Origin of the sequence: Chryseobacterium mulctrae (assembly GCF_006175945.1) — a bacterium.
In the GTDB taxonomy this organism is placed as follows: Bacteria; Bacteroidota; Bacteroidia; order Flavobacteriales; family Weeksellaceae; genus Chryseobacterium; species Chryseobacterium mulctrae.
The window spans coordinates 4,663,180-4,685,062 of sequence record NZ_VAJL01000001.1 but is presented as its reverse complement, the minus strand read 5'-3'; the positions used below and the strand labels follow the sequence as shown (position 1 = coordinate 4,685,062).

General features: G+C 33.8%; 21 protein-coding genes. 7 read left to right on the top strand and 14 right to left on the bottom strand.

From position 1 onward, the window contains the following. Positions 1–35: 35 nt before the first annotated feature. The 7 genes from FDY99_RS21915 to FDY99_RS21885 all read right to left on the bottom strand — a co-directional run bounded on the left by FDY99_RS21915 (position 36) and on the right by FDY99_RS21885 (position 7,192). Positions 36–1,391: a M28 family peptidase gene (locus FDY99_RS21915; protein WP_139423721.1), complete on the bottom strand. Its 1,356-nt coding sequence runs from the start codon at positions 1,389–1,391 to the stop codon at positions 36–38. Between the two features lie 27 nt (positions 1,392–1,418). Next, positions 1,419–1,793 carry a hypothetical protein gene (locus tag FDY99_RS21910; protein WP_139423720.1) on the bottom strand — a complete coding sequence of 125 codons (375 nt, stop codon included), beginning with the start codon at positions 1,791–1,793 and terminating at the stop codon, positions 1,419–1,421. Between the two features lie 66 nt (positions 1,794–1,859). Then, positions 1,860–3,260, bottom strand: coding sequence for a M28 family peptidase (locus tag FDY99_RS21905; protein WP_139423719.1), 1,401 nt, complete (start codon positions 3,258–3,260; stop codon positions 1,860–1,862). A gap of 52 nt (positions 3,261–3,312) precedes the next feature. Then, the gene (locus FDY99_RS21900) at positions 3,313–4,557 is read right to left on the bottom strand and encodes a DUF1015 domain-containing protein (RefSeq protein ID WP_074230219.1); all 1,245 of its coding nucleotides are present in this window, start codon (positions 4,555–4,557) and stop codon (positions 3,313–3,315) included. A 7-nt stretch (positions 4,558–4,564) separates the two neighbouring features. Continuing rightward, positions 4,565–5,524: a D-2-hydroxyacid dehydrogenase gene (locus FDY99_RS21895; protein ID WP_139423718.1), complete on the bottom strand. Its 960-nt coding sequence runs from the start codon at positions 5,522–5,524 to the stop codon at positions 4,565–4,567. 124 nt (positions 5,525–5,648) lie between these two features. After that, positions 5,649–6,713 carry a 3-phosphoserine/phosphohydroxythreonine transaminase gene (gene serC / locus FDY99_RS21890; protein ID WP_139423717.1) on the bottom strand — a complete coding sequence of 355 codons (1,065 nt, stop codon included), beginning with the start codon at positions 6,711–6,713 and terminating at the stop codon, positions 5,649–5,651. A 128-nt stretch (positions 6,714–6,841) separates the two neighbouring features. Next, positions 6,842–7,192, bottom strand: a complete 351-nt coding sequence (locus tag FDY99_RS21885) for a 4Fe-4S binding protein (RefSeq protein WP_074228974.1) — start codon at positions 7,190–7,192, stop codon at positions 6,842–6,844. A 59-nt stretch (positions 7,193–7,251) separates the two neighbouring features. Between FDY99_RS21885 and FDY99_RS21880 the strand changes: the two genes are divergently transcribed. Genes FDY99_RS21880 through FDY99_RS21870 form a run of 3 tightly spaced genes read left to right on the top strand, consistent with a single transcriptional unit; the run spans position 7,252 to position 9,499 of the window. Further along, positions 7,252–8,286 carry an acyl-CoA reductase gene (locus FDY99_RS21880; protein WP_139423716.1) on the top strand — a complete coding sequence of 345 codons (1,035 nt, stop codon included), beginning with the start codon at positions 7,252–7,254 and terminating at the stop codon, positions 8,284–8,286. A 47-nt stretch (positions 8,287–8,333) separates the two neighbouring features. Then, positions 8,334–8,780: a peptidylprolyl isomerase gene (locus tag FDY99_RS21875; RefSeq protein WP_139423715.1), complete on the top strand. Its 447-nt coding sequence runs from the start codon at positions 8,334–8,336 to the stop codon at positions 8,778–8,780. A 29-nt stretch (positions 8,781–8,809) separates the two neighbouring features. Continuing rightward, on the top strand, positions 8,810–9,499 hold the full coding sequence (locus FDY99_RS21870) for a Bax inhibitor-1/YccA family protein (RefSeq protein ID WP_139423714.1): 690 nt from the start codon (positions 8,810–8,812) through the stop codon (positions 9,497–9,499). 217 nt (positions 9,500–9,716) lie between these two features. Here the strand turns inward: FDY99_RS21870 and FDY99_RS21865 are convergent, their stop codons facing one another. The 5 genes from FDY99_RS21865 to FDY99_RS21845 all read right to left on the bottom strand — a co-directional run bounded on the left by FDY99_RS21865 (position 9,717) and on the right by FDY99_RS21845 (position 15,345). After that, complete coding sequence (locus FDY99_RS21865) at positions 9,717–9,965, bottom strand: DUF6952 family protein (RefSeq protein WP_047481054.1); 249 nt, start codon at positions 9,963–9,965, stop codon at positions 9,717–9,719. A 2-nt stretch (positions 9,966–9,967) separates the two neighbouring features. Continuing rightward, positions 9,968–10,273, bottom strand: coding sequence for a thioredoxin family protein (locus FDY99_RS21860; RefSeq protein WP_139423713.1), 306 nt, complete (start codon positions 10,271–10,273; stop codon positions 9,968–9,970). 150 nt (positions 10,274–10,423) lie between these two features. After that, complete coding sequence (locus tag FDY99_RS21855; RefSeq protein ID WP_074228960.1) at positions 10,424–11,056, bottom strand: peroxiredoxin; 633 nt, start codon at positions 11,054–11,056, stop codon at positions 10,424–10,426. Between the two features lie 147 nt (positions 11,057–11,203). Further along, positions 11,204–14,143 carry a M16 family metallopeptidase gene (locus tag FDY99_RS21850; RefSeq protein ID WP_139423712.1) on the bottom strand — a complete coding sequence of 980 codons (2,940 nt, stop codon included), beginning with the start codon at positions 14,141–14,143 and terminating at the stop codon, positions 11,204–11,206. Positions 14,144–14,151: 8 nt separating this feature from the next. Continuing rightward, a complete protein-coding gene (locus FDY99_RS21845) occupies positions 14,152–15,345 on the bottom strand; it encodes a pyridoxal phosphate-dependent aminotransferase (RefSeq protein WP_139423711.1) in 1,194 nt (397 codons plus the stop codon). 92 nt (positions 15,346–15,437) lie between these two features. Between FDY99_RS21845 and rsmG the strand changes: the two genes are divergently transcribed. From rsmG to FDY99_RS21825, 4 genes are all read left to right on the top strand, one after another. Continuing rightward, positions 15,438–16,073 (top strand): 16S rRNA (guanine(527)-N(7))-methyltransferase RsmG, encoded by a 636-nt coding sequence (rsmG, locus tag FDY99_RS21840; RefSeq protein WP_139423710.1) that lies wholly within the window; start codon positions 15,438–15,440, stop codon positions 16,071–16,073. 63 nt (positions 16,074–16,136) lie between these two features. Beyond that, entirely contained in the window at positions 16,137–16,544 is a 408-nt protein-coding gene (locus FDY99_RS21835; RefSeq protein ID WP_074228945.1) for a hypothetical protein, read from the top strand. After that, positions 16,544–17,080: a DUF922 domain-containing protein gene (locus tag FDY99_RS21830; protein WP_139423709.1), complete on the top strand. Its 537-nt coding sequence runs from the start codon at positions 16,544–16,546 to the stop codon at positions 17,078–17,080. Before FDY99_RS21835 ends, FDY99_RS21830 begins: the two co-directional genes overlap by 1 nt. Continuing rightward, entirely contained in the window at positions 17,077–19,776 is a 2,700-nt protein-coding gene (locus FDY99_RS21825) for a PD-(D/E)XK nuclease family protein (RefSeq protein ID WP_139423708.1), read from the top strand. Before FDY99_RS21830 ends, FDY99_RS21825 begins: the two co-directional genes overlap by 4 nt. Positions 19,777–19,876: 100 nt before the next feature. Here the strand turns inward: FDY99_RS21825 and FDY99_RS21820 are convergent, their stop codons facing one another. Next, the gene (locus FDY99_RS21820; RefSeq protein ID WP_139423707.1) at positions 19,877–21,055 is read right to left on the bottom strand and encodes an acyl-CoA dehydrogenase family protein; all 1,179 of its coding nucleotides are present in this window, start codon (positions 21,053–21,055) and stop codon (positions 19,877–19,879) included. Between the two features lie 72 nt (positions 21,056–21,127). After that, positions 21,128–21,868 carry an NUDIX hydrolase gene (locus tag FDY99_RS21815; RefSeq protein WP_066679059.1) on the bottom strand — a complete coding sequence of 247 codons (741 nt, stop codon included), beginning with the start codon at positions 21,866–21,868 and terminating at the stop codon, positions 21,128–21,130. Between the last annotated feature and the right edge of the window lie 15 nt (positions 21,869–21,883).

Genomic DNA, 21,883 nt, shown 5'->3' with positions numbered 1-21,883 from the left:
AAAACCCGAAAACAAACTGCTTTCGGGTTTTTATTTTACCAGTTCTTATCGATCATGTAAATCATTTGCGTCATAATTGTTGCTCCTAATAACAATTCGCGACGATTGACTTTCTCAAAAGTATCTTCTTCGGTATGATGAATATCAAAATATCGTTGAGAATCCGGAACGAGTTCTGCTGTAGGAATTCCCATATCTTTCAAAGGATAAATATCTGTTCCCGAATATCTTCCGTCAAAATCATAAGCTCCATAAGGAAGAAAAAGAGGAGACCAGCTTTTAATCTGATTGATTTTATCATCATTCATTTCCAAAGCAATTCCTCTTGGAGAGAAACCTCCCGCATCAGATTCTAAGGCAAAAAGATGTTTTTCGTTGTTCTCTTTTACCGTTTTTCCGTATTGTTGGCCGCCTTTCACACCGTTTTCTTCATTTGCAAAACAAACAACTCTTATGGTGTGATTATTTTTCAGGTCTAAATTTTTAAAGGTTCTCAAAACTTCAATGCTCTGTACAATTCCAGCTCCGTCGTCATGGGCTCCTTCACCAACATCCCAAGAATCTAAATGTCCGCCAACAACAATGACGCTTTTATCTTTATTTCCTGTAATTTCGCCAATCACAGAGTGAGAGAGCTTTTCACCTTTCATTCCGCAGTTTGAATTGAGTTTAGAGGTAATTTTTTGTGATTTTAAAAGCGATTCCAATTCGTCTGCAGTGGTATTTCCAATGGCAACGGCAGGAATTTTTTCTGAATCACCATATCTCATCGCTCCGGTATGCGGTACATCATCAAATGCAGAAGAAAGCGATCTTACAATAGCAAATTTTCCGCCTTTTTTAGCCGTTAAAGCAGCTGCTGTAGACCGATAAACTGCAGCATCGCTGTAGGCTTTGAAAGTCTGAACATAAGACTGACTGAAAGGATAATTAAAGAAAACAATCTTGTCTTTCACCTGTTCTGGACTCAGTTTATCATATTCCGCCAAAGATTTCACCATGATGATTTCCCCAGAAACATCTTTTCCTTTTGTTCCTTCGGAATTACCAAGAGAAAGCATTTTTAAAGTTTTCCATTTACCGTTTTGAGCTTTTATTTTTAAAGATTCTTTTCCTCTTTCCCAAACCGGAATCATTACTTCCTGCAACCAAACTTTATCAGCACCGGCTTCTTTCAGCTTTTGTTCAGCCCATTTTACCGATTTTTCGTAAGCTTCAGAGCCGCTCAGTCTATGGCCTATATTTTTGGTTAAATCTCTAAGTTCAATGTAAGATCTTCCTTTATTTAAAATTTCTGTTGAAATTCTGCTGAATTGTATAGAATCTTCTTTGGCTTGTCCAAGTAAGTTTAAGCTTAAAAAGACAACCGCAGCTGATAGAATGTTTTTCATAATTACTACTTTGTTTAGATTTTAAAATTAATATTTCAGCTCTACATCGATCTGTCTTCCTTCTTCGAATGCTTTCTTATCCATTGAAGAACCTACTGCAGCTCCCACACCTAAACCAATTAACCATAATTTTTTGTAATAGCTTTTAGGAACAATTTTATGCTCTTTTTCCAAGTATTTGATGATGAGATTTTGTTTGTCTTTTAAAAATTTCAGCAACGCTTTATCTTGTAATGTTGTTGAATTAGTTTGTTCAACAATATCATTAATATATTGGATCGCTTCAGAAGGTAATTTTTTATCGTTGAGTTTTTGCAAAATTTCCTGAAACTGAGAATAAATCTCATTAAGTTTCGGATTATTTATTTTGTTTGATTCTAAGTTTAATTGATAGATTTCCATTATAGTTTTTTGATTTGGCTTTTAATATTATTTAGTAATGATTTTTATAACTTGAAGTGTAATTTTCTACCAGTTTTTATCAATCATAAAAACAAACTGCGTCATCGCAACTGCTCCAAGTAATAATTCTCTTTTATTAACTTTATCGAAAGTATCCTTTTCAGAGTGATGATAATCGAAATAACGTTGCGTATCGACCACCATTTCTGCCAAAGGAATATCTAATTTTTTCAAGGGTGCAATATCCTGAATTGCATAAGTTTGGTCGAAATCATAGATTCCATAAGGTAAAAAGTAGTTTTTCCATTCGAAAATAAGCCTTCTTCTCTGTGGTGACATGTCTAAAGAAAAACCTCTAGGAGAATATCCTCCGGAATCACTTCCTAAAGCCAGAATATGTTTTTCTTCTTTCTTTTTTACACTCATTGCATACGTTTCGCGACCCATTCCGCCATTTTCACTGTTGGCGTAAAGAACAACTCTAATCGTGTGATTGTTATCGTACCCTAAAGCTTTAAACGTTCGTAAAACTTCCATACATTGTACCACTCCGGTTCCGTCATCATGAGCACCTTCTGCAAAATCCCATGAATCGAGCTGGGCTCCGAGAACAATTACTTTAGAATCTTTTTTTCCTGGAATTTCACCAATGATATTGTGATTGATTGTTTCACCTTTTGATTCGGCAGACATATTAATTTTGGCTTTAACAGACGTTTTCTTTAGAAGAGCTTCAAGTTCATCAGCAGAACGAACTCCAATGGTCATTGCCGGAATTCTTGTTTTATCATCCGGTTCGTAATACACTTGTTTTGCATGCGGAATATCATCTGAAGCCGTGGTTAATGATCTAATGATCAAAGCTTTTGCTCCTTTCTGACCGATAACAGACGCAGAAATAAGCTTAGATTTGGCTGCGATCATATAAGAATCTACTGTACTAATTACCGTAGGATCGATAGGGTAGTTGACAAAAATGATTTTATCTTTTGCTTCGGAAGCCCTAAGATTCACCAGTTCCTGAACATCTTTCACCAAAAGAATATCCGCAATTAAATCTTTTCCTTTTGTCCCTTCTGAGTTTCCAAAAGAAAGCATTTTTATGGTTTTCCAATCACCGCTTGAGGTTTTTATTTGTAAAGATTCTTTGCCTCTGATCCAAATCGGAACTCTCACTTCCTGTTTCCAGATATTTTCTGCACCGGCTTCTTTTAAGTTTTTTTCAGCCCATTCTGTAGCTTTTGCGTAACCTGGTGTCGCACTGAATCTTGAACCGATTCCTTTGGTTAATTCACCAATATTGTCGTAAGCAGTTCCGTGAAGAAAAATTTCGTCAGAGATTTTCTTAAATTCTTCGTGATAGTTGAATTTAGGAATAGGTTTTGGCTTTTTTGCCGGAGTTTTTTTCTGGGAAAATAAAAATCCACTCAAAAAGAGTGGAAATATGATGAGTAAGATTTTTTTCATTTTTACTGACCGTTTTCTTTTCGGAGCATAAAAATAAATAAAAAATAGATAATTATGGCTTCATATCGTACATTAATAATGCAGTAACCAGTTTAGGCTCAATAAATGTACATTTTGGAGGCATACGAAGCTTTAAATCTGATATTTTAATCATATCATTAAAGCTTACAGGATAGATCCCGAAACCTACTTTTCCTTCGCCATTGTCAATTTTTTCTTTCAACAGATTGATTCCTTCAATATTGGAAGTTCCTTTCACATACATAATCTGATCTGAGCTGTCAGAATCTTCAATATTTAAGATATCTTTAATGATATATTTATCTAAAATATGATGATCCAAATTATCAAGAGACATTTCCGGAGAACGCAAATCGTGTTTTACGTGAAGTGAATAGAATTTCCCATCCAAATACATTGAAATATGGAATTTCTGAGAAGGGTAGTACGGAGTCTGATCTTTCTCGTGAATAAGGAAATACTTCTCCAATTTTTTCAAGAAATCTTCAGTTGATAAATCTCCAATGCTGCTCAGAATTCTGTTGTAATCGTGAATTTTAATGGATTGATTAGAAACAATAAAACTATAGACAAAATTATACGCTTCAGTTCCGTTGTGGCGTTTGTTTTTTTCTTTAAGACGCTTTGCGTGAAGCGCTGTAGAACCAATTCTATGGTGACCATCGGCAATATAAAAAGATTCGATCTGATCGATCACTTCTTTGAATTGTTGTAATTTCAAACGGTTATCAATCCTCCAGATTTTATGTCTGATCCCAATCGTGTCAACATGATTGAAAATCGGAACATTTTTCTCTTCATGATTCATCAATAATTCAATTTTTGAATTTGACGGATAAGTCAGCAAAACAGGTTCTGCCTGAAGATTCACTTTATCAAGATAATGCGCCAGCTTTTCTTTTCTTTGAGGAATGGTACTTTCGTGCCTTTTTATTTTTCCGTTCCAGAAATCTTCAATACTCGATAAGCCAAGAAGGCCTCTGAATATCTGTTTGTTTGGATAAATCTGCTCATAAAGATAATAGGCAGAGCTATCCTGAACTAAGGTTTTGTCTTCCAGAAGTTCTTCAAAAGTAGTACGGATTTTCCTTAAATTCCGGTCGACATCTTTAGATTTACTTACAACATAGGGTTTAATCATATTGATGTAAGTTTTTTCTTTTTGTGCTTTTTCAGCAATTTCAGCTTGTGTGAAATTATCTAAAGGATGAGTAGGAAACGTTGCCTCATGATCTTTATGAGGTCGTATTCCACGGAAAGGTTTAAAAACTGGCATATATAATTTATAGTTTCTTTTTAATTTCAATAATCTGATGGGCAAGTTCTACACCGATTTTTTCTTGTGCATCTATGGTATTTCCTCCTAAATGCGGTGTAAGAGACAGGTTCGGATTCATCAGTAAAATCAGTTCAGGCGACGGTTCGTTTTCAAAGACATCAAGAGCGGCTCCTGCAACTTTACCAGATTCTATAAAATCGAGCAAAGTAACTTCATTAATGACACCTCCTCTTGCGGTATTAACGATGTAAACTCCATCTTTCATTTTTTCAAACTGCGGAGTATCAATAATATACTCGTCAGTTTTTGGTGTATTGATACTGATAAAGTCTGTATCTTTTAAAAACTCTTCGGTATCATTCGTAGAAGTAATTTCAAAATTTAGTTTTTGACCGTCGAAAAATTCTAAACTTAAAACTTCAGTTCTGGGTTTTCTGGTCAGAACTTTTACTTTCATTCCTAAAGAAATTCCCATTTTTACTACTTCTTGACCGATACTTCCGAAACCAATTACTCCTAAAGTTTTGCCCGAAAGCTCGTACGCTTTGCTGAAAGATTTCTTCATCGCATTGAAATGAGTATCTCCTTCCAATGGCATTAATCTATTCGATTCATGTAAAAATCTCGCTAAAGAAAAGAAATGTGCAAAAACCAACTCTGCCACCGATTTTGATGAAGCAGTTGGTGTATTGATGACATATAATCCTTTTTCAATAGCATATTCAACGTCGATATTATCCATACCGATTCCGCCTCTTCCGATGATTTTAAGATTCGGACAAGCGTCAATCAAATCTTGTCTAACTTTGGTAGCACTTCGCACCAAAAGAACATCTACGTTATTTTCATTAATGAAATTGATAACGTGATCCTGAGCAACTCTATTGTCGAGTAACTCAATTCCTGCTTCTTTTAAAGCGATCTCTCCAGCTTTGGAGATTCCGTCGTTAGCTAAAACTCTCATTTATTATTAAATTTGACTTAAAGATTAAAAAATAAAATATTTAAAAATTAAAATCGGGTCGCAAATTAAGAAAATTTTAACAATGATAATAATCTTTTAATCTTTGAATTTTTTAATTCTAAAATTACTTAATAGATTTCATTAGATCCACCAAAACCTGTACACTTTCTATTGGCAATGCGTTATACATACTTGCTCTGTAACCTCCCAAACTTCTGTGTCCGTTTAATCCATTGATTCCCGCAGCTTTCCATGCCGCATCAAATTCTTCTTTCTTGGTTTCGTCTGTTAATTTAAAAGAAACATTCATCAATGAACGGTCTTCTTTTACACAAAATGTTTCAAATAAAGGATTTGAATCTATTTCGTCGTATAATAATTTAGCTTTCGCTTCATTTCTTGCTTCTGCCGCTGCAATTCCTCCGTTTTTTTCTAAATATTGTAAAGTCAATAAAGATGCATAAACAGGGAAAACCGGTGGAGTATTGTACATTGATTCTTTTGCAATGTGCTGAGAATAATCGAAATAAGAAGGCATATTTTCTCTTCCTGATTTTTCAAGAATTTCCTTTTTTACAACCACTAAAGTTACACCTGCAGGTCCCATGTTTTTCTGAGCTCCGGCGTAGATTAAATCAAATTTAGAGAAATCTAATTGTCTTGAGAAAATATCAGAACTCATATCACAAACCATCAAAGTCTCTACTTCAGGGAAAGTTTTCATTTGAGTTCCGTAGATTGTATTGTTTGAGGTACAGTGGAAATAATCATATTCTGCACCTATTTTATAATCTTTAGGAATGAAAGAGTAGTTTTCTTCTTTAGAAGAACCTACAATATCTACACTTCCTACTTTTTTAGCCTCTTTTATAGCTCCTGCAGCCCAAGTTCCTGTATCAAGATAAGCAGCTTTTCCGCCTACTTTCATTAAATTGTAAGGCACCATTGCAAACTGAAGACTTGCACCGCCTCCCAAATACAAAACTTCATAATCATCACCAAGATTCATCAGTCTTTTTACAATAGCACGAGCTTCATCCATTACTGCAACAAAATCTTTACTTCTGTGCGAAATCTCAAGAATTGATAAACCAATCCCGTTGAAATCTAAAATAGCTTCTGCCGATTTTTCAAATACTTCCTGAGGTAAGATACATGGTCCTGCGCTGAAATTGTGCTTTTTGCTCATAATTTTACTTGTTGTTTTTGCAAATTTTACTCAAGATAGAGAAAATTTGCGGTTTCATTATTACTATTTGAAGAGATTTAATTTAAATATAAAATAAAACCGTCTCATAATCTATGAGACGGTAGTTTTTATTCACCGTGTAAGAAAGCTTTTTTATTTAGCAAAGCTTCGTCAGATTCTACATGATCTTCATCAGGAACACAGCAATCTACCGGGCAAACCGCGGCACACTGTGGCTCCTCATGGAAGCCTTTACATTCTGTACACTTATCTGTTACAATAAAATAAACATCGTCACTCACAGGTTCCTGTGGTGCATCTGCGTCAACTGTAAGACCTGATGGTAAAGTTACAGTTCCTGAAAGTTCAGTACCCTCGGATGCTTTCCAATCTACCGCTCCTTCATATATTGCATTGTTTGGACATTCTGGTTCGCAAGCCCCACAATTAATGCATTCATCAGTTATTTTAATAGCCATCGCTAATTTTTTTTAAATTTGCACAAAATTACAAAATATTCCCCAATTTTACAGTAATTATGAATATCGAAAGTAGAGTTTTAGGCCTAAATAAATTAAGTGCTTATATAAAAGAGTTTTTAGCAAAGAATTCTGAATATTATAATGAGAATGATGTTGAATTTCAACAAGTATTGAAGAAATCAGAAATTGAAAATCCGTGGTTTACGGCTGATAATCAGAAATATGCTTTGAAGCAATGGTCTGAATTGCTGACAGAAGAAAATATAAATGAATGGCTGCAACACTATTCACCATCTAAAACTTCAAAAAAAGTAGGGTTAATTCTTGCCGGAAACATTCCTTTGGTAGGATTACATGATGTGATCTCTGTGATCTTAAGCAATCACATTCCTTTGATCAAGTTATCATCAAAAGACAAAACAATGCTTCCTTTTTTACTTAAAAAATGGAACGAATTTTCTGAGGAAACAATTGATTTTGAATTTGTAGAAAGATTAGAAAATTTTGACGCTGTAATTGCAACAGGAAGCAATAATACTGCAAGATACCTGGAATATTACTTTAAGAATCATCTAAGCATTATCCGTAAAAACAGAACCTCGATTGCTGTTTTAAAAGGTGATGAGACGGAAGAAGAACTGAAACTTTTGGCTCATGATATTTTCCAGTATTTTGGTTTAGGATGCAGAAATGTGACCCGAATTTTTATTCCGCAGGATTTTGTAATCGACAGATTGTTTGAGAGTTTCTTAGACTTTAAAGAAATCATTAATCATAACAAATACGCCAATAATTACGATTACAATAGAGCGGTTTATCTTTTAAATCAGGACAAATTCTGGGATAATAATTTTGTAATGTTGAAAGAAGACGCTCAATTATTCAGTCCGCTTTCTGTGATTAATTTCAGCAGATATTCTTCTTTGGATGAAGTGAAAGATTTTATTGCTGAAAATGAAGAAAATATTCAGTGTGTTGTTGCTAAAAATGAGCTGGGAATTGATTCAATTCAATTCGGAGAAGCACAAAATCCTGGATTGAATACTTATGCAGATAATGTAGATACGATGAAGTTTTTGGAGGTTATTTAATTTATTTAGCTTAAATTAGGTCAGCCAAATTTAAATATCTCATAAAAATGAAAAAATTAATCGTTGCTCTGTGTCTGTTTTCGGTTTCATCAGCTTTCGCACAAGAGGTGAAAAAAATGGAAGTTCAAAATCCACCAATGGATATTTCGGCCTCTATTCCCAAAGATAAAATTGAATTGTATAATCAGTCATTCTCTAAATTTATTTCTGCTCTAAAAACGGCAGATAAACAAGCGGTTGGAACTCTGATTTCTGAAAAGGTAAAGAGTCTGGTAGATGAAAATATGATTCAGAGGCTTTCCGGCGGAATAAGCTTTGAAAGAAAGACTGAGGTTTATCAATCAGGATATCAAAAGCTACCCGATAATCAGACTTATCCTTCGGTTCAGTATAAATATACAGATGATAAAAATGATCCGCCGAGAGATTTGATTACGGTGATTTTTGAAAATGACGGTAAAATTCTTGGTGTAAAACCGGATTACAGTAATTAGAAATAATTAAAATTATAAATAGAGAACTTATGATGACAGATGTTTTAGTCGCGCATTCTTCGGATGTAGAAAAGGCTAGTTTTTACAAAAAAACCTATTTGCATGTTGCTTTTGCAATTCTTGCATTTATTGCTGTTGAAACTGTTTTATTAGCCGTTGTTCCGGGCGAAATAGTGTATATGATGGTTGGGCAGAAATATAGCTGGCTTTTGGTTTTAGGGATATTTTGGTTGGCTTCTTTTTTAGCAAACAAATGGTCTTTAGCTCAAAGCAGATCTACTCAGTATTTAGGTCTTGCTCTTTATACTTTGCTTCAGGCAATTATCTTTTTGCCGATGATGTATATGGCGATGGCTTATCCCAATACAGGTCAATTAATTTTTCAGGCGGCAACTCTTACAATTGCTATGTTTGCAGGAGTTTCTGCGGTAGCTTTTACTTCTAAAAGAGATTTTTCATTCCTTAGAAATATTATTACAATAGGAGGATTCATTGCTTTAGGATTAATTGTTGCCGGAATGATTTTCGGTTTTGATCTTGGACTTTGGTTCTCGGTAGGAATGGTGATCTTAGCTTCAATTACAATTTTATATCAAACAAGTAAACTGAAAGATTCTTACACAACAGATCAGTACGTTGGAGCTTCTTTACAGCTTTTCGCCTCTATTATGCTATTATTCTGGTATATCTTAAGAATTTTAATGAGCAGAAGAAGCTAATTTTAGTGAAAAATGATGAATTATAAGTTATGAGTTTCATCAAAATTTTATAATTCACTTTTATAAACCCAAAAAATCCTGATGTCTTTTCATCGGGATTTTATTTTTGGTGTTTTTAAACACAAATATCACTAATTTACTCACAAATAACACAATTTTTAAATTAAATATTTGTGCAAATTAGTGAAAAAACATTCGTGGAATTAGTGTTTAAATATTACTTATCAATTGATCCTAAAACCTTTTGAGCAAAAGAGTTTAAAGCATCTTTTTCACTCATTCCGTTTTGTACGTTGGCATGAACTTCCAAAGCGCCGCAAATATTGGTAATCAATTCACCTGCAACATTCATGTCTTCTTCTGTAGTTCCTCTAAACTCAGTGAAAGATTCTAAAACCTCTAAAGTTTTTTCTAAATTTTCCGGAGTTTGGTTTTGATAAAACTGTCTGATTACTGGTAATTTCATAATTACAATTCATTAAATAAGTTAATTAAACTTTCAGCTTGGTTAGACTGTACTTGGTTGACCAATTCACCATTTTTGAAAATTGCGAAAGTAGGTAAGTTGTCAACTTTTGCTAATTTTCTGCTTTCAGGTAATTTTTCAGCGTCTACATATAGAAAAGGAATTGCGTCATTTTCTGCTGCCAGTTTTTTGAATTTAGGCTTCATGATTCTGCAGTTACCGCACCATGTTGCGCCGTATTGTACCACTACTTTTTCGTTTTCGTTAACGATATTTTGTAACGTATCTTCTGTTAATTCTGTATACATTGTTTATTTTTTTAGAAAAAAAAACAATGTAGCAATCTAATAATTTACCCGTGTAACAATTAAACTTAACAGATCCAAAATATTGGTAAACTGCTACATTGCTATATTGGTACATTATATTTTGCTACATTGTTATATTAATTTAATTTATTAATTTTTAGCTAAATATTCAGCAGTAGAAGTTCTGTCAGCTTTCATTGCATCTTTACCTTCTTCCCAGTTTGCAGGGCAAACTTCACCGTGCTTCTGAACGTGAGTATAAGCATCGATCAATCTTAAATATTCTTTTACGTTTCTTCCTAGAGGCATATCATTTACCGACTCGTGGAATACTTTTCCTGTTTCGTCGATCAAATAAGTTGCTCTGTACGTTACGTTTGAACCTGTGAAATACTCATTTCCTTCTTCGTCAAATTCAAGATCCTGATCTACAATATCTAATAAATTTGCCAATTGTCTGTGAGTATCAGCTAAAAGCGGATAAGTAACTCCTTCAATACCACCGTTGTCTTTTGAAACGTTCAACCAAGCAAAGTGTACTTCGTTTGTATCACAAGAAGCACCGATTACTTTAGTGTTTCTTTTTTCAAACTCACCTAAAGCTTCTTGAAATGCGTGAAGCTCAGTAGGGCAAACAAAAGTAAAATCTTTTGGGTACCAGAATAAAAGCACTTTTTGTTGGTTTCTTGTAGTTTCTTCAAAGATGTTGATTCTAAGATCATCACCCATTTCAGACATTGCGTCAATCGTTACGTTTGGAAATTTTTTACCTACTAAAGACATAATTTTCTAATTTTTTATTTGATTAATTTTACAGTGCAAATATACACAGTTTTATCTATTGAAAAAATACTTATTGATAAATAAAATCTATAATAGTGTTTTTTAGATTGAATAAAAAAAGAGCCTCTTTCGAAGCTCTTTCTAGTTTTAATAACCGAATATTTCTGTAAGACTTAACTTTTTAAGTTCGCCTAATTTCAGCAAATCTTCATCTTTCACTTTATCTTGTGCAGCGACAAGACAGTAAGTGTAATTTTTCCCTTTCATTTCAGAATCATGGAAAGTATTGATGTCCGCCAAACTTAGTTTCGGAGACTGTTCATAAACATTCTTCCTTCTGTCATAATCAAGACCTAATTTTTGAGCTGATAAATAAGAGAAAATAATTCCGTCCTGGGTAATTCTTTCTGCAGCAATTGTTTTTCTTAATCCGCTTTTTGCAGTTTCAAATAACTGCTCAGATTTTGGAAGAGTTGTTAAAAGCTCGTTCATTGCTGTTGTAGATTCATTCAGTTTATCTGCCTGAGTTCCTACATAAGCCATAATCATATTTTTATCATCTTTTTTGTTTGGCTGACCAAAATATGCATAAGTAGAATATGCCAAAGCTTTAGATTCTCTTATTGTCTGGAAAACGATAGAACCCATTTCGCCTCCAAAATAATTATTAAACAAGCTTATTGTAGGACTAAGGTTTGGATTGTAATTATCCGCATTCCTTACCCAGAAAACTTCAGCTTGTACCATATCATAATTGGCAAACAAAACTTTATTTTTATCAGTCGAAACCTGGGTAAAAGTTTTAGATTTCGGCATTTCTTTCAATGTTGCCGGAACTTTGTGGATCAAAGTTAAAGAAGATGAAACTCCGTGTGCCGATTTTGGCCCGTAGTGAAGGATTTTATGTTTAAAATTAAATAAATCATGAAGAATATTCACCAAATCTTCCGCTTTTAAAGCATCTAATTCCGCATCAGTTAGAACATTATTGAAAGGGTTTTGAGAACCATACTGAGCATAACTTCTTAGCCCGCTCATAATTATTCCCTTATTCTGTTTTGCATTGGCTCTCGCTTTTTTCAATCTTGTTTTATAAGAATCTAAAGCTTTTTGGTCTGCTACACAATTTTTAATTAAATCTTCAAATAAATCTGCAGTTTTGTCAAAATTTTCATTTAAACCTTCCAGTGTTACATAAGTTTCTTCGTTTCCGGCGCTTATGTTAAAACTTGAAGCCAGTTTGTAAAACTCTTTACTTATCGCTTCAGAAGACTTATTCTTTGTTCCTAAATACTGTAAATATTCTGCAGCCAAAGGAAGCATTTTGTTGTTCCATTTTCCTGAATCGAAGTAATAGTATAGTCTGAAAAGATCATTATCTGTGTTTGTTACAGAAAGAACATCTACACTTTTTACTTTGCTCTTCTCAATGTCTTTTTCGAAATTTAACCAAACCGGAAAAATGTTATTTTCCGGCATCTCATCGACTTTCTTCAAGAACGGAGACTGATCTTCTCTGTTTACCGAAACCGGTGTGATGGTTGGCTTATCTACTTTTACAATGCTTTTATCTTCGCCTTTTTTCTTATAGATCGCAACATAATTGTTATTCTGAAGATATTTAGACGCAAAATCCATAATCTCTTTTTTCGTCAGCTTAGAGATTTCTTCTAAATATTCTAATGAAGCTTTGTGATCGATATCAGAAGTAAATTCATCCATCAAAATACTTGCTCTGGAAGAATATTTTTCATCTTTCTGAATGATGTTTTTCTTCTCATTATTAACGATAGACTGAATTAGATCATCCGAAAATTCACCTTTTCTAAGTTTTTCAATTTCCTGAAGAAGAAGATTCTTCACTTCGTCCAACGATTGACCTTCAGTTGGTCTGCCTTGTAAAAGCAATACCGAATAATCTTTTAAAACATACGGAAAAGCATAAGCTGCCAAAAGTTTTTGTTTTTTTACAAGATCCAGGTCAATTAATCCGGCTTGTCCATTGGTCAGCATATTTCCTACTAAAGTTAAAAGTCTAGCGTCTTTGGTCGTCGCTCCGGGAAATCTGAATCCCATCATTACACTTTCAGGATTAGGACCTACAACTTCTTTTAAAATGGGTGATGCAATTGGCTTTTCTTGTCCGACAACGTAGCTTGGAATAGCTTTAGACTTCATGTAAGAAAAAGCCTTATCAATTTTAGCAATCATCTCATCCGGATTAAAATCTCCCGACATGATCACTCCCATATTATTGGGAACGTAATAATTGTTGTAATATTCTCTAATTGCTTTTAAAGAAGGGTTTTTCAAATGTTCGATCGTTCCGATGGTCGTTTGCTTACCATAGTTGTTATTCGGGAACAAGGTCTCAAACATTTTATCATAAACTTTGTCGGTATCGTCATCTAAACTTCTGTTTTTCTCCTCGTAAACTGCCTCAAGTTCTGTATGGAAAAGCCTTAAAACAGGTGCCCTGAAACGTTCTGACTGCACTGCCAAAAATTTATCAACTGCATTCGCAGGAATATCTTCTACATAAACGGTCTGTTCGAAAGATGTAAATGCATTCGTTCCATCTGCTCCCATTCCTGCCATCATTTTGTCGTATTCATTGGCAATGGCATAGTTTGCAGCTTCTCCCGAAACTTTATCTATTTCTTTATAAATTTCTTTTCTTTTGGCTTCATCTTTTGTCTGGTTGTACTTTTCGTAAAGAGCATCAACTTTATCTAAAAGAGGTTTTTCTTTTGCCCAGTCTTTCGATCCAAACTTATCAGTTCCTTTAAAGAGCATGTGTTCCAGATAATGCGCAAGACCGGTATGACTTGCCGGATCGGTTTTACTACCTGCTTTTGTAGCAATATAAGTCTGAATCCTCGGTTCTTTATTGGTTGCACTTAAAATTACGGTAAGTCCGTTTTTAAGTTTGTAATATCTTGCAGAAGTAGGATCGTTGGTTACATATTTATACGTGTATCCATTTGATTTGGCTTCTTTCCATTGAAAATCCTGAGCTTGAGCATAACCACAAAAACTTGCCGCAGCAATACTGGTTACAATCGTTAATTTTTTAAATAAATTCATGGTTGTTTTTAATTAAATTTTTCTAATAATACTTTTATTCTTCTCATCGCTTCTCTTAAATCTTCTTCAGAAGCTGCATAAGAAAATCTGATACATTCCGGACTTCCAAATGAAACTCCGCCAACACAACCTACATGAGCATTTTCTAAAATAAACATTGCAAAATCATCTGCATCTTTTATTTCAGTTCCGTCTAGCGTTTTTCCGATGTAATGAGAAATATCTGGGAAGAAATAAAAAGCAGCCTTTGGTAAAAGCAATTTAAATCCGGGAATTTCTTTCATTAAATCAAATACCAGATTTCTTCTTTGCTTAAATGCATCAATCATGTATTTATATTCTGAAGGATCGGTCTTTAAAGCAACAATTGAAGCTCTCTGAGCAACAGTATTCGCTCCGCTCGTCATTTGTCCCTGAATTTTTTCACAAGCTTTTGCCAACCATTCCGGACAAGCAGAATAACCGATTCTCCAACCTGTCATTGCAAAAGCTTTAGACATTCCGTTGATCACTGCGGTTTGCTCATACACTTCAGGAAACTGAGCGATAGATGTCGTTTTAGTCTCGTAATTGATGTATTCGTAAATTTCGTCGGAAATTACCGTAACATGAGGATATTTAGCAATCACTTTCGCTAAAGATTTCAACTCATCATACGTATAATATCCACCTGAAGGATTGCAAGGCGAGCTGAAAAGAATAGCTTTTGTTTTTTCGTTAATTGCTTCTTCAAGCTGTTCTGCAGTGATTTTAAAATCAGTAACGTAAGAAGTTGGAAGCATTACAGAATTTCCGCCCATCATTTTTACCATTTCATCATAGCTTACCCAAAAAGGGGTAGGAAGGATTACTTCATCTCCATCATTGATAATAGCTGCTAAAACATTAATAATAGCTTGTTTAGCTCCGTTTGAAACACAGATTTGTGTCGGTTTATAATCGAGTTGATTGTCTCTTTTTAATTTTTCAGAAATCGCCTGACGAAGTTCTAAAAATCCCGGAACAGGAGAGTAGTGGCTGTAATTTTCATTGATTGCTGTAAAAGCAGCTTCTTTGATATTATCGGGAACGTCGAAATCCGGTTCGCCTAATGTTAAAGAAATTACATCTATTCCGCTGGCTTTCATCTCTCTAGCTTTGTTTGACATGACGAATGTCTGCGAGTAACCTAACCTGTTTACTCTGTCTGAAAGTTTATTCATGTATTCTTTTTGTCTTTTTAACAAATATATATAAAAACTTAATTTGAATAAACTGTTAATAAAACTTATTTTTGCCCTTTAGAATTACTTTTATGTCGATAGCAATCATTCAAAAATACTTTCCGGATCTTACAGAAAAACAAATCGAGCAGTTTACAAAGCTTGAAAGCCTGTATGGAGAATGGAATGAAAAAATAAACGTCATTTCCAGAAAAGACATGGAATCTCTTTATGAGAAGCATATTCTGCATTCTTTAGGTATTGCAAAAATTATGGAATTCGCTCCCGGAACAAAAGTTTTAGACGTTGGAACAGGTGGTGGTTTTCCAGGAATTCCTTTGGCAATTTTGTTTCCTGAAACTCAGTTTACTTTAATTGATTCAATCGGTAAAAAAATTACGGTGGTGAATGCGGTTGCAGAAGGGGTAGGTTTGTCAAATCTTACCGCGATTCACGGAAGAGCAGAAAAAGTAAAAGAAAAATTCCATTTCGTGGTAAGTCGTGCCGTTACTCAAATGCCTGAATTTTTAAGATGGCTGAAAGGTAAATTTGAAAAAGAGCAATTAAACGCAAAGCATAACGGAGTTTTATATCTAAAAGGTGGAGATCTTGCTGAAGAACTTGCCGGTCTAAAATGTGAGCTTTTCAGTCTTAAAAATTACTTCGACGAAGAGTTTTTTGAAACTAAAAAGGTTGTTTATCTTTCAAAAGGTAATTTTAATTCTTAAAATATGTTAATTCGTATTTATTTTCACTAAATTTATCTTTCCAAACGATCAAAATCCAACATCATGAAATCTCTATTAAAAATAAGTTTCGCTGCGGCAGTTTTAGGTGTTTTTTTTACTTCATGTAAAGATGATGATGATTATCAAACGATAGAATCTGTAGATAAAGTAAAGATTGACAGTGTAAAAATTGTTAGTGATACGATGAGCGTTTTCTCAGTTCAAAGCATCAGAACCTATTCGACATATGCATCAACGTGTAGAGGATTTTATGGATACGATTATGTTCATACTGGAGAATTTGACAGAGATGTTACCGCTTATCAATACCTTACTAATGGAATGTGCTCTCAGGTAAATCATAAATCAGCAAATCAGATTAATTTTAGTCCAAGAAAAAAAGGAAATTACACATTCAGATTTTGGAATGGTAATAACAACTGGATTACAAAAACAATTGTAGTGGAATAATGAAGTTTTTTTTAATCGTTTTTTTATTGATTTTCAACATTGTCTCAGCTCAGAATATTGTCTGGAGCGAAAATCAGAAATTGGTTTGGGATAATTTTAAAAGCAAAACTAACAATTTGGGCGGGGCAACGGTTGTAGCTTATACTCATTGCGGTTGGGAATTTTCAGCAACTACATCGAGCGATCCTAAAGTTCCTGTAAAAATCACTATTCAAACGGTTTTTAATGAAAACAAATCATGGAAAGACGTTAAAAGAATCAACGATTATGTATTGGTTCATGAGCAGAAACACTTTGATATTGCTGAAATTCACGCAAGAAAACTTAGAAAGGAAGTTTCAGAAAAAATAAAAACTACTGCAGATTACAATAAGTTTTTCAAAACAATTTACGCTAAAATCTCTTCCGATTACAAAAGCTTTCAGGCTGACTACGACCGTGTAACCGAACATGGAATGAATAAAGAAAAGCAGGCAGAATATAATATTTTAATTAGCGAAGAACTCGAAAAACTAAAAAACTATCAGAAAATTTGAAATTTCTAAACAAAATTATCGATGAATTATTAATTCAAAATACTGATTTATCGCAATTTAACATTGTTCTTCCCGGTAAAAGACCCATTGTTTTTATACGTCAGATTTTAGAAGAAAATAATTACTCAGGATTTCTTCCCAATTTTTATACGATTGAAGAATTGATCATCAATATTGTAGATCAACAGACGATTCAGGGGATTTCTCTGTGGCTTTTTGCATTTGATGTTTATAAAGGTTTAAATCTTATTCCAAACGACGATTTTTCTGAATTTTTAAAATGGTTTCCTACGCTTCAGAAAGATTGGGACGATATTTTAAAATTTTCAGATTCTGATGAAGCCGTTTTGCAATATATGTTTGATGAAGAACGTATTAAAGAATGGGCGCAGGATTTAGGTGACGACGATGAAGTTCCACGAAAAAAATTCCTGAATTTTTGGAGGAATATGAATGTTTTTCTTCCTGTTTTAAAGGAAAAATTAAGAGAAAAAAACTGGGCAACCCCGGGAATGATTCACGAATCTGCCAAAGCAAAAATAGGAGAGTTTGCAAAAAATAATACCGAAAATTTTGTTTTCTGTGGCTTTAATGCATTCACTCCGGTTGAAGAAAAACTGGTGAGAGGTCTTTTACAATGGAACAAAGCGCAGTGTTTTTTTCAGGGAGATAAATATTATTTTGATGACGAAAGACAAGAGGCCGGAAAGTTCCTCAGAAATCATAAAATGTGGAAAGAATTTGATGATAACAGAACTTTCAACTGGATTGAGGACGATTTTAACCAGCCTAAAAACATCAAAGTCTACGAAGTTTCAGGTAATGTAACGCAAACCAAGATTTTACCTGAGTTATTTAAAAATATTAATAATAAAACTTTCACCAATACTGCGGTTGTTTTACTTGATGAAAACCTTCTTCCTGCAAGTCTGGATGTGATGCATGAAGTTGAAAACCTTAATATAACCATGGGTTTTCCTCTGAAAAATCTTTCTTTTTCGAATGCTGTAAAGCAACTTTTTTACCTCCAGAAACAGCTTGAAAAGAGCAAATCTTCGTATTATTATCGTGATGTTTATCCAATTCTTGAAGAGCTTCCAAAATCTGATGATGATGAAAAGATTATTAATGATTTTAAATCTAAAATTGAAGAAAGAAACATCGTATATATTTCTCAGAAGCTTTTGACTGAGCTTTTGGGGAGTCTTTCGTATTTCAATCTTCTTCAAAAATCGAATTCAGTCTATCAGTTTTTAGATGATCTTATAGCATTTTGTAAAAAGATTAAATGGCTTGAACTGGATGATATTCAGTATGAAAACGTTTCTCATTTTGAAAATGCATTCAGGATCATTAAAAACCAGATTACACCTTATGGTTTTAGAATTAATATAGAAACACTTGAGATTCTCATCAACCAACATATTAATTCAGAAAGCATAGATTTTCAGGGTGAACCATTGAAAGGACTACAGGTAATGGGACTTTTGGAAACCCGTCTATTAAATTTTGAAAACGTAATTCTTCTGTCTGTTAATGAAGGTAAATTACCGCTTGGAAACTCGCAAAACACTTATATTCCTTTCGATATAAGAAGATATTTTGACTTGCATACTTTCCTTGAAAATGACAGTATTTATGCCTATCATTTTTACCGTTTAATTCAGGATGCGCAGAATGTACATTTGCTTTTCAATGCTTTAAGTTCTGGTGTAAATACGGGAGAAAAGAGTCGATTTATTACTCAGATCGAAATGGAAAGTTCTCATCACATCGAGCATGTTATTGTTGAGAATTCTTCAGAGCCAATTTTAAGTCAACCCATCGAAGTTTTTAAAACGGATATTGTTCAGCAACAGCTTTTAAAATGGAAAGAAAAAGTTTCGGCTTCCCACTTAACAAGCTATCTCTATAATCCAATTGATTTTTATCTTTCAAAGATTTTAAATACTTCTGAAGCCGATGAAATTGAAGAAGAATTATCGATTAGAAATTATGGGAATTTAGTTCACTACACGCTTCAAGAAGTTTATGAAGTGTTGAAAGGTAAAGTTTTAAAATTAAATGATTTACAGAATTCAATTAAACGAATAGATGAATTTATAAATATTGCAATTGAAAAGCTAAAACATCAGCCTGAATTTTACAATAAAGGGATGAATTACATCCACAAAGCTATTGCAAAAAAAGTAATTGAGAATATTCTGAACCACGATTTAGAATTGATAAAAGCGGGTAATTCTTTAGAAATAATTGATATTGAAAGAAGATTTGAAGGCGTAGATTTTTATCTGAATGAAGACAAATCTGACAAGGTTTCTTTCTTTGGTTTCATTGACAGAATTGACAGGCTAAACGGGACAATCAGAATTATCGATTATAAAACTGCAAAAACCAAAAATCTTACCGTAAAGATTGATGAATTAAACAAGTCAGACTATTTCCAAAACAGCGACAGAAAACAGGCGATGCAGCTTTGTTTATATCAATATGTAATTCAAAGTTTACCGGAGTTTTGGGGATTTCCTGTAGAAACCGGAATCTGGAGTTTTGCCGATGCTAAAAAAGGAGTTGTGTCGTTGGAATTTGCTCAAGGAAGTCTTGATGATGCTATGATTTCTATTCAAAATTTAATACATGAAATTCTGAATCCTGAAATCAGTTTCTTAGAAAATGTGAAGAATTATAATTATTAATTTGACCGAGGCTAATAGAGCAGAAAAATTAATTTTAGAAGTACAAAAAACCTCACAGGTCTTTAAAAATCTGTGAGGTTTAAGAAAATATTATTTTAGCCTAAAAAGCGTTAATTCCTGTAATGTCAAGACCTGTAATCAGCAAATGAACATCGTGTGTTCCTTCGTAAGTAATTACCGATTCTAGATTGGCAGCGTGACGCATCATCGGGAATTCACCCATGATTCCCATTCCACCAAGAATTTGACGTGATTCTCTTGCAATATCAATCGCCATTTTAACATTATTTCTTTTTGCCATAGAAATCTGAGCCGGACTCGCTTTGTGATCGTTTTTCAAATTTCCTAATTGTAAGCAAAGCAACTGAGCTTTCGTAATTTCAGTTAAAAATTCAGCTAATTTTTTCTGCTGTAATTGGTAAGAACCAATTGGTTTCCCAAACTGTTTTCTTTCTTTAGAATATTGAACAGCAGTACAGTAACAGTCGATTGCAGCTCCGATTACGCCCCAAGAAATTCCGTATCTCGCAGAATTTAAACAAGATAAAGGTCCTTTTAATCCTGTAACATTGGGAAGTAAATTTTCTTTAGGTACTTTCACGTCGTTAAATACCAATTCGCCTGTTTTAGAAGCTCTTAAGCTCCATTTATTATGAGTTTCAGGAGTGGTAAAACCTTCCATTCCTCTTTCAACGATCAATCCCTGTACTTTTCCTTCTTCATTTTTAGCCCAAATTACTGCGATATCGCATAGCGGAGAATTGGTGATCCACATTTTGGCACCATTTAAAAGATAATGATCTCCCATATCTTTAAAATAAGTTTCCATAGAACTTGGGTCTGAACCGTGATTAGGCTCAGTAAGACCGAAAGATCCGATCATTTCACCGGAAGCTAGCTTTGGTAAGTATTTTCTTTTTTGTTCTTCAGAACCGAATTCATTGATCGGGAACATTACCAAAGAACTTTGTACAGATGCCGCAGAACGCACTGCTGAATCTCCTCTTTCCAATTCCTGCATAATCAAACCATAAGAAATCTGATCAAGACCAGAACCACCGTATTCTTCAGGAATGTAAGGTCCTAAAGCTCCGATTTTCCCCAATTCTCTCATTAAATTTGGTAAATCAGTGTGATTTTGAGCTGCCTGATCAATATTCGGCATTACAAAACTTTCAACCCAATCTCTTATAGACTGACGGATAAGCTTGTGTTCTTCGGTAAGTAAAGCATCAATTCCATAATAATCAGGAATGCTTGTAAGAGGATAATATGACATGTAATTTAATTTCCCTAAAAATAAGATTTTTTCGGAATGCTGAAAAGAAAACTTCTTTAAAGAGAAAAAAAACTATTTTTTGATGAATTTATAGAGATAAGGCGCTTTATTTGCTGAACCGTCGAATAATTTCTCCATTCTTTCCAAAGAATTAGTACTTAATATTTTACGCTGAAAATTATTTCGTCTGAATTTTTCACCCAAAATAGTTTCATACAACGACTGCAAGTCTTTCATCGTAAATTTTTCGGGCAGTAAATTGCTTGCTGCAACCTGAGTATCGATGTTTTTTCGTAGATATTCTAATCCTTCAGCAATTACTCTGTCGTGATCAAATGCCATTTGCGGAAGTTTATTTACCTCAAACCATGCACAAGATTCGTTAAAAGCATCAGGAAAAGTGTTTGCCATCGTAAAATCTATTAAGCTGCAATAACCAACCGTGATAAATCTTTGTAAAATCCAGTGATCTTTAGGTACATCTAAACCTTTATTATTAATTAATGTTTTGTGGACGTTATTTTCGGTTCTGTTGAGTCTCCCAAAAGTATGAAACTGCTCCAAAAATAAACCTTTAAGATGCGTTCTTTCATATAAAACACGATCAGCTGCTTCTCTTAGATCTTCATCAATAAAAACAAAACCACCGGGAAGAGAATACAAATTAAGGTCGTGGTATTTTAATAACAGAACTTTCAGGATGTTATCATGAAACCCAAAAATAGTACAATCGACGGATACATTGGGGATAAGATCTTTACTATCAATAAGTTCCTTTAATGTCTCTATGTTTTTATTGTGATCAGTTTTCATGGGGTAAAAATAAAA

Bases quoted from the DNA above. Each gene is read 5' to 3' on its own strand.
- FDY99_RS21900 (WP_074230219.1), bottom strand. From the start codon at position 4,557: ATGCCAGTTTTTAAACCTTTCCGTGGAATACGACCTCATAAAGATCAT.
- FDY99_RS21875 (WP_139423715.1), top strand. From the start codon at position 8,334: ATGAAAAAATTAATCGTTGCTCTGTGTCTGTTTTCGGTTTCATCAGCT.
- rsmG (WP_139423710.1), top strand. From the start codon at position 15,438: ATGTCGATAGCAATCATTCAAAAATACTTTCCGGATCTTACAGAAAAA.
- FDY99_RS21870 (WP_139423714.1), top strand. From the start codon at position 8,810: ATGATGACAGATGTTTTAGTCGCGCATTCTTCGGATGTAGAAAAGGCT.
- FDY99_RS21895 (WP_139423718.1), bottom strand. From the start codon at position 5,524: ATGAGAGTTTTAGCTAACGACGGAATCTCCAAAGCTGGAGAGATCGCT.
- FDY99_RS21850 (WP_139423712.1), bottom strand. From the start codon at position 14,143: ATGAATTTATTTAAAAAATTAACGATTGTAACCAGTATTGCTGCGGCA.
- serC (WP_139423717.1), bottom strand. From the start codon at position 6,713: ATGAGCAAAAAGCACAATTTCAGCGCAGGACCATGTATCTTACCTCAG.
- FDY99_RS21845 (WP_139423711.1), bottom strand. From the start codon at position 15,345: ATGAATAAACTTTCAGACAGAGTAAACAGGTTAGGTTACTCGCAGACA.
- FDY99_RS21815 (WP_066679059.1), bottom strand. From the start codon at position 21,868: ATGAAAACTGATCACAATAAAAACATAGAGACATTAAAGGAACTTATT.
- FDY99_RS21830 (WP_139423709.1), top strand. From the start codon at position 16,544: ATGAAGTTTTTTTTAATCGTTTTTTTATTGATTTTCAACATTGTCTCA.
- FDY99_RS21910 (WP_139423720.1), bottom strand. From the start codon at position 1,793: ATGGAAATCTATCAATTAAACTTAGAATCAAACAAAATAAATAATCCG.
- FDY99_RS21880 (WP_139423716.1), top strand. From the start codon at position 7,252: ATGAATATCGAAAGTAGAGTTTTAGGCCTAAATAAATTAAGTGCTTAT.
- FDY99_RS21905 (WP_139423719.1), bottom strand. From the start codon at position 3,260: ATGAAAAAAATCTTACTCATCATATTTCCACTCTTTTTGAGTGGATTT.
- FDY99_RS21855 (WP_074228960.1), bottom strand. From the start codon at position 11,056: ATGTCTTTAGTAGGTAAAAAATTTCCAAACGTAACGATTGACGCAATG.
- FDY99_RS21820 (WP_139423707.1), bottom strand. From the start codon at position 21,055: ATGTCATATTATCCTCTTACAAGCATTCCTGATTATTATGGAATTGAT.
- FDY99_RS21860 (WP_139423713.1), bottom strand. From the start codon at position 10,273: ATGTATACAGAATTAACAGAAGATACGTTACAAAATATCGTTAACGAA.
- FDY99_RS21865 (WP_047481054.1), bottom strand. From the start codon at position 9,965: ATGAAATTACCAGTAATCAGACAGTTTTATCAAAACCAAACTCCGGAA.
- FDY99_RS21885 (WP_074228974.1), bottom strand. From the start codon at position 7,192: ATGGCTATTAAAATAACTGATGAATGCATTAATTGTGGGGCTTGCGAA.
- FDY99_RS21835 (WP_074228945.1), top strand. From the start codon at position 16,137: ATGAAATCTCTATTAAAAATAAGTTTCGCTGCGGCAGTTTTAGGTGTT.
- FDY99_RS21915 (WP_139423721.1), bottom strand. From the start codon at position 1,391: ATGAAAAACATTCTATCAGCTGCGGTTGTCTTTTTAAGCTTAAACTTA.